The sequence below is a fragment of the Streptomyces sp. NPDC054783 genome (assembly GCF_053611725.1).
Genome location: NZ_JBSHAY010000040.1, coordinates 58,606 through 65,051, shown reverse-complemented (window position 1 = coordinate 65,051; position 6,446 = coordinate 58,606). Strand labels below are relative to the sequence as shown.

Here is a 6,446-nt window from a genome sequence, read left to right as displayed (position 1 = left end):
CGTCGTCTATCCGGTGGTCTTCATCGACGCCATCCACGTGAAGATCCGCGACGGCGCCGTCGCCAACCGGCCGATCTATGTGGCTATGGCCGTCACCACCGAGGGCCGGCGCGAGATTCTCGGGCTGGGGGCCGGCGACGGCGGCGAGGGCGCCAAGCACTGGCTGCACATCCTCACCGAGATCAAGAACCGCGGCGTGAGCGACGTGCTGATGCTCGTCTGCGACGGACTCAAAGGCCTGCCCGAGGCCGTGGAAACGGTCTGGCCGAAGACCATCGTGCAGACCTGCGTGGTCCACCTGCTGCGGAACTCCTTCCGCTATGCCGCCCGCCAGGACTGGGACAAGATCGCCAAGCTCCTCAAGCCCGTCTACCCGGCGCCGACCGAAGAGGCCGCCCTGGAACGATTCGCGGAGTTCGCCGACGCCTGGGGCAGGAAGTATCCGGCGATCGTCAAACTCTGGGAGCCGGCCTGGGAGGAGTTCACCCCGTTCCTACGGTTCGACACCGAGATCCGCCGCACCGTCTGCACCACCAACGCGATCGAGTCGGTCAACGCCCGGATCCGGCGAGCAGTCAAGGCCCGCGGGCACTTCCCCAACGAGCAGGCCGCATTGAAGTGCGTCTACATGGCCATCATGTCACTCGATCCCACCGGCAAGGGCCAGGCCCGCTGGACCATGCGGTGGAAGACCGCGCTGAACGCCTTCGACATCACCTTCGACGGCCGACTCTCAGCGGCCCGTCAGTAACCCAACCACCCTGCTTACACCGTTCGTTTGACAGACCCGGCCACGGGCAGCACCTTCACCCTTGCTCTACGCGACGCCCTGACCGGCCATTCGGGCAGGGCGACCGCGGCTGCATGCGCAGTGGTGGACGGCACGCCGGTCGCCGTCACCGGCGGCAACGACAAAACGGTGCGCGTGTGGAACCTCCGGACCGGCACTCCAATCGGCGAGCCCCTCACCGGCCACACCGACGAGGTGTGGACGGTGGCATGCACCGAGGTGGACGGCACCCCCATCGCCGTCACCGGCGGCAACGACAAAACGGTGCGCGTGTGGAACCTCCGAACTCGGACCCCAATCGGCGAGCCCCTCACCGGCGACAACGGCAACGTGTGGGCGGTGGCTTGCACGGTGGTGGACGGCACCCCAGTCGCCGTCACCGGTGGCTACGACGACGCGGTGTGGGTGTGGAACCTGCGGACCCGGACCCCAATCGGCGAGCCCCTCACCGACCACACTGTCGCAGTTTGGGGGGTAGCGTGCACGGAGGTAGACGACACCCCAGTCGCCGTCACCGGAGACGACGACACAGTGCGGGTGTGGGACCTCCGGACCGGTACTCCAATCAGCGAGGCCCTGATCTTCCACACCGACAAAGTGGTGCGGGCCGTGGCGTGCACGGTGGTGGACGGCACCCCCATCGCCGTCACCGGCAGCGACGACACCACGGTACGGGTGTGGGACCTCCGGACCAGTGCCCCAATCAGCGAGCCCCTCACCGGCCATACCGAGAAGGTAAATGCAGTGGCGTGCACCGAGGTGGACGGCACCCCAGTCGCTGCCACTTCCGGGTTCGACGGGATAGTGCGGATCTGGGACTTGGCCTCCGGCACGCCTTTCAGCGAGCCCTTGTCCGGCTATACCGGCTGGATGACAGGGGTGACGTGCACGATGGTGGACGGCACCCCAGTCGCCGTCGCCGCTGCCATCGACGCCGCGGTGTGGGTGTGGAACCTGCGTACCGGCACCCCAATCGGCGAGCCGCTGCCTGGCCATGCCGGCTGGGTGAATGCGGTGGCATGCACGGTGGTGGACGGCACCCCAGTCGCCGTCACCGGCGGCAATGACAACACCGTACGCATGTAGAACCTGCGAACCAGCACCCCAATCGGCGAATTCCTCATCGGCCGCACCGGCACGGTATGGGCGGTGGCATGCACCAAGGTGGACGGCACCCCAGTCGCCGTCATCCCCAGCAAAGACAACACGGTGCGGGTGTGGAACCTGCGAACAGGCGCCTCAGCTGGCGAGCCCCTCACCGGCCACACCGAGCGGGCATGGGCGGTGGCATGTGCTGAGTTGGACGGCGCCCCAGTCGCCGTCACCGCGGGCAACGACAACACGGTGCGGGTGTGGAACCTGCGAACAGGCGAACAGACAGGGTTGTTGGCGACCCCCGACCCCCAGCATGTCGCCATCAGCATGACGGGAAATCTCATCGTGAGCCTGGGCCACGATGTGGCGGTTTTCCGCCGGGCCCCTTATGCGTGAATCACGGACTCTAAACCTCCTCCTTAGGATTCAGCGTGGGACGCCGCCGCCAGTTGACATCCACGTCTGACATCAACGACGGAGGACACCAGCGGCTCTGGGGAGTCCCGGAGATCAGCGCGGGCTCCGCAACAGCCGACCAGTGAGGCCACCAGCTCGAACTCCTAACGCGGTGGTCAGGTCCCCGAGGACCAACTGTGGAGGATCCCCAGCAGATCGAGCCTCTGCAGGGCTCCTCACCAGCCCATTCACCTCAGACCCAAGGGGCCTCCGCAGCGTGTGCACAGGTTCGCCGGCGCACTCCACCTCGGACAGCGTGTTCAATCCGCCGACCTGCTGAAGTGTCGACGATGGCCTTTCCGCCCGGAACCCTGTTGCAGCGGCCCCGCTCTCCACGGCATCGTCCACTCATCCACGAACAACGAGGGAGCCACATTGCCCACGAGGGAAGAAGTTGTCAGCGCAGGAGTAGCGCAGGACGCCAGCTACATCGGTCGACTCTTCGGTGCACTGGTCGGTCTTCGACACAAGGAACTGACAGGGATCACGTCCTTCTGCATGATGCCCTTCATCTCCCTCGTCATCCATGAGGCCCGCGCAAAGATCAGCATGATCACGCCATCTCCATCGTTGGACTTCTCGGCGGAAGCAGCGGAGGTGTGCGCCCGGTCCCGAAACAGCTTGAAGTTTTTTGAAGACAACCAGCGTTGGGTAAACGGACAGCTCGAATTCTACCGAAACGAGATCATCGGAACTCACTCGGATTACTTTCTAGGAAACACCTGGTTTCGGTTCGCTCGTTTCCTGGAAGTCGACCTAAGCCTTTTTACCTACAATGACATCTTGGTGAGCACAAACCATTCCACCGCCTTTCACTTGGGAATTGCACCCAAGCTCTTGCTCCAGAAAGACGGCGGGGTCTATGTCGGGTCGATCACAGAACAGATGGGGCGCGGTGCATTGGGTGCATCGATCCACATCGATGCACCCAAGACGTTCGCCAGCTGCACAACAGGGGGAGAGATAGATGACTCGGAGGTTAGGGCAGATCGGTACTACCGACAGGTCTTCAACGGGCGCGAAACGCCCGTTCTCAATGGAGTTCTGACCGCCTTTCAGGCGCAGGTAAACTTCGTAACCTCGATGCTGGTCACAGGGTGCGATCCACTCAACCTCGAATACACCGTATTCAAGATCCGCTTCGCCACCCTTTATCACGTACTGGCAAGTCTGACTCGGCTCGGAGCGGACTCCAATCAGGGACTCTCTGATTTCTCCAGATCCACCCTGGAAAGAATCATCGGGGCACCAGAGGCAGTAGCCATAATGAATGGGGCGACCAAGGGTTTCCGCAACACCCTGGTGCACTACGACCCGAGATCGGCAGCACAATCTCTGGACATGTCGGAACCGCTCTTCGGTCTCGTTCCTGTCTATTTCCCAGAGCATGACTACCATTCGCTCAGCGCTCTGGTCGACCGGTGCGCGCACGCCACCGCTCAAGGGCTGAACGATTGGGCCAACTGTCACTGAGCATTTTCAGAGTGGCCACCAAGGGAGTGACGGCGGCGAGAACGCAACGCACGGTGATCGACCTCCTGGCTGCCCGAGTGCCCGACTGCTGTGGCCCCGCACGCGGTCCGGCACCCAGCCGACGGCAGCGCTGACGACAACGACGGCGAACGGCAACGGCAGTTGGCAGCCCAGCGCGGTAGTCATGAGAGACGATCGGACCGCCCTATCGAGGTCTGCCCGCATCTTCAAAACGCCTGGCACCCAGGGCGCCCGCCTACAGACGGAGCGGTCGGTCGTGCCACACGCGTGCCAGATCGTGCGGGGAACCACGGGGAACACCGGGGAGTCAACGGACGTGCCACCGGTCGGCGACGTCCTGTCGCAGCAGGTCAGCCTCGCAGCGGGCCCTAGATCACCTGAGCTTCCCAAGCTGATGTCACACAGTTGCGCAGGCTAGGGACGTTCTGTCAGCGTCGACCAGTAGCCTGCGACGATCAGCCGTGGCACGTCTGGAGGGTTCGTGGAAGCTACCGCTCTCGTCAGTCCCGATCGGTTGTGGTCGGCGCAGGAAGTCTTGGTGCGTCCGAGCCCTGTCCCGGCGGCAGCAGGGGTCTACGGGTGGTACTTCGAGCAGTCGCCAAACCCGGGCCTGGACGCCGGGCGCCTTCTCTATGTCGGGATAGCCCCGCGGTACATGGCGAACCGAACCAGCACGCAGAACCTACGCAAGCGGGTGCGCTACCACTACCGGGGCAACGCGGCCGGCTCGACGCTGCGGCTCACCCTCGGTTGCCTGCTCGGACTCGAACTGCGTCGGGTGGGCAGCGGCAAGCGGATGACCTTCGGCAAGGCCGGCGAGGCCACGCTGAGCCAGTGGATGGCGGACAACGCGCGGGTGTGCTGGATCGAGCGAAGCGAACCGTGGGACCTGGAATCACAGCTCATCTCCCAACTCGACCTCCCGCTGAACCTCGACCAGAACGGCCACAATGCGTTCCACAGTCGCTTGAAGGAGCTACGGGCCCAAGCACGCCAGCGAGCCCGGGAGCTGCCAATCAGCTCGTAGGGCTGGCCGACGGGTCGTTGTCTGGGCCGTCCGAGGCCGCTCGACAGTGGCCAATGACAACCAACGTCGACCACCAGGCGCACGCGCCCACCGCTCCTGAGCAGGGAAGGCCCAGCTCACCAAGATCCCCGGCAAGACCCAGGGCAAGAAGACAAGTCTTGCCACGCCCTTTGATTCTCTGGACGCGGCGGGTAGACCGCGCCCGCTGGCATTGGACACCGTCCGGCCTGGGCGAATCCTGCTGCGTGCGGCTACGTTCGTCGGACAGCCCCCGTTCACGTGGCCTCCTTTGAACCTGCGACAGGCCGTATGTCAAGCAGCGACTCGCCGACAATCCCCGGCGCCCCACCAGCATCGCGGGTGACTAGACGTTAGAAGATCACCTGCAAGGACTAATTGCTATCCAACTGTTTGTGTTTACAGTGCATTTGATGGCTCGCCAGCTCTGTCTCTGAGTGACGTCGAGGGGCTCCGCGTACCCGATCAGCCCCACGGAGCCGGGATCCCGATTTGCTCGATATGACAGCGATAAGGGGTGTTAGTACGTTCAATCACGCACCGGCTGCCACAGCGGGCGCTCCTGTTCCAGTCTCAGAGGAGAGCAAGCGATATGTTCACGATCCGTTCCCGCAAGATCGCCACGGCCGTCGCGGCCGTCGCGGCAATGACCGCGACTGGTATCACCTACGCCTCGGCCGCCTCGGCGCCGGTTCCCCAGGCCGCCCCGGCGGTCACGGCGGCACCGTCCGGCGGTCCCAGCACCCCCAACACCGGTCCCAGCACCCCCAACACCAACGAGGGCAAGGGCAACGAAGGAAGAGAAGGAGGGGGGCCCCGCCGCTATTTCGAGGGCAGGATTTTCTTCAACGAGCGCGAATTCTCCGGCCGCCCCGACGGCTGCATCACCGTCGTCAGCGGCCTGGGTGCCAAGACCCTCAACATCCGCAACGACAGTCGCAACGTGGTCGAGGTCTTCCGCGGGGCTGTCTGCGACAACGGCGCCCCCGTCGCCACCGTCGGCCCCTTCAGCTCCGCCAACGCCGTCTGCCCGAGGTTCAAGGACGATGACGAGCACGAGAACGGGAACTGCGAGGAGCGAGAGCACCACGAGAACGGCGAGCACCACGAGAACGGCGAGCACCACGAGAACGGCGAGCACCACGAGAACGGCGAGCACCACGAGAAGGGCGAGCACCACGAGGAGATGGAGGACGGCGTGAAGGTCAAGAACGGAGTCATCGCCAGCTTCCGCGTCATCTGCCGCGACGGGATTGGCGAGGGCGGCGCATTCGGCGGATTCTAAGGCAAGCAGCCACCTGATGCGCACGCTGGAGAACGCCGGCTCACCGGAATTGGGCCGGCGCCCTCCGGCCAGGCGCACAATACAGGATCCCGGCCCGTAATCGGGCCGGGATCCTGTTCATTCCCGCCCCTCTGGCCACAGAGGCCCTTACCGGACGCAATGGCCTGCGCAATGACGTCCCCAAGCTCCTTGGAGTCGTTGCTGAGGTAGAGCTACGACGCGACGGTTTCTGCCTCGGCCGGCAGCCCGCGGCGCGCAGGGGATGAGCGGGGCCCTGGGCC

At 64.5% G+C, this 6,446-nt stretch carries 6 protein-coding genes; all 6 read left to right on the top strand.

The genetic code is table 11. The annotated features are described in order from the left end of the window. The coding region (locus ACWGJ5_RS40585; RefSeq protein ID WP_453314627.1) for an IS256 family transposase at window positions 1-751 on the top strand (751 nt) is incomplete at its 5' end. Between the two features lie 27 nt (window positions 752-778). Then, the gene (locus ACWGJ5_RS40580) at window positions 779-1,876 is read left to right on the top strand and encodes a WD40 repeat domain-containing protein (RefSeq protein ID WP_453314626.1); all 1,098 of its coding nucleotides are present in this window, start codon (window positions 779-781) and stop codon (window positions 1,874-1,876) included. 63 nt (window positions 1,877-1,939) lie between these two features. Continuing rightward, window positions 1,940-2,281 (top strand): WD40 repeat domain-containing protein, encoded by a 342-nt coding sequence (locus ACWGJ5_RS40575; RefSeq protein WP_453314625.1) that lies wholly within the window; start codon window positions 1,940-1,942, stop codon window positions 2,279-2,281. Between the two features lie 435 nt (window positions 2,282-2,716). Beyond that, the gene (locus tag ACWGJ5_RS40570; RefSeq protein WP_453314624.1) at window positions 2,717-3,814 is read left to right on the top strand and encodes a hypothetical protein; all 1,098 of its coding nucleotides are present in this window, start codon (window positions 2,717-2,719) and stop codon (window positions 3,812-3,814) included. A 676-nt stretch (window positions 3,815-4,490) separates the two neighbouring features. Continuing rightward, window positions 4,491-4,862: a GIY-YIG nuclease family protein gene (locus ACWGJ5_RS40565; RefSeq protein ID WP_453314623.1), complete on the top strand. Its 372-nt coding sequence runs from the start codon at window positions 4,491-4,493 to the stop codon at window positions 4,860-4,862. A gap of 610 nt (window positions 4,863-5,472) precedes the next feature. Beyond that, window positions 5,473-6,165: a hypothetical protein gene (locus ACWGJ5_RS40560; RefSeq protein WP_453314622.1), complete on the top strand. Its 693-nt coding sequence runs from the start codon at window positions 5,473-5,475 to the stop codon at window positions 6,163-6,165. Window positions 6,166-6,446: the final 281 nt, after the last annotated feature.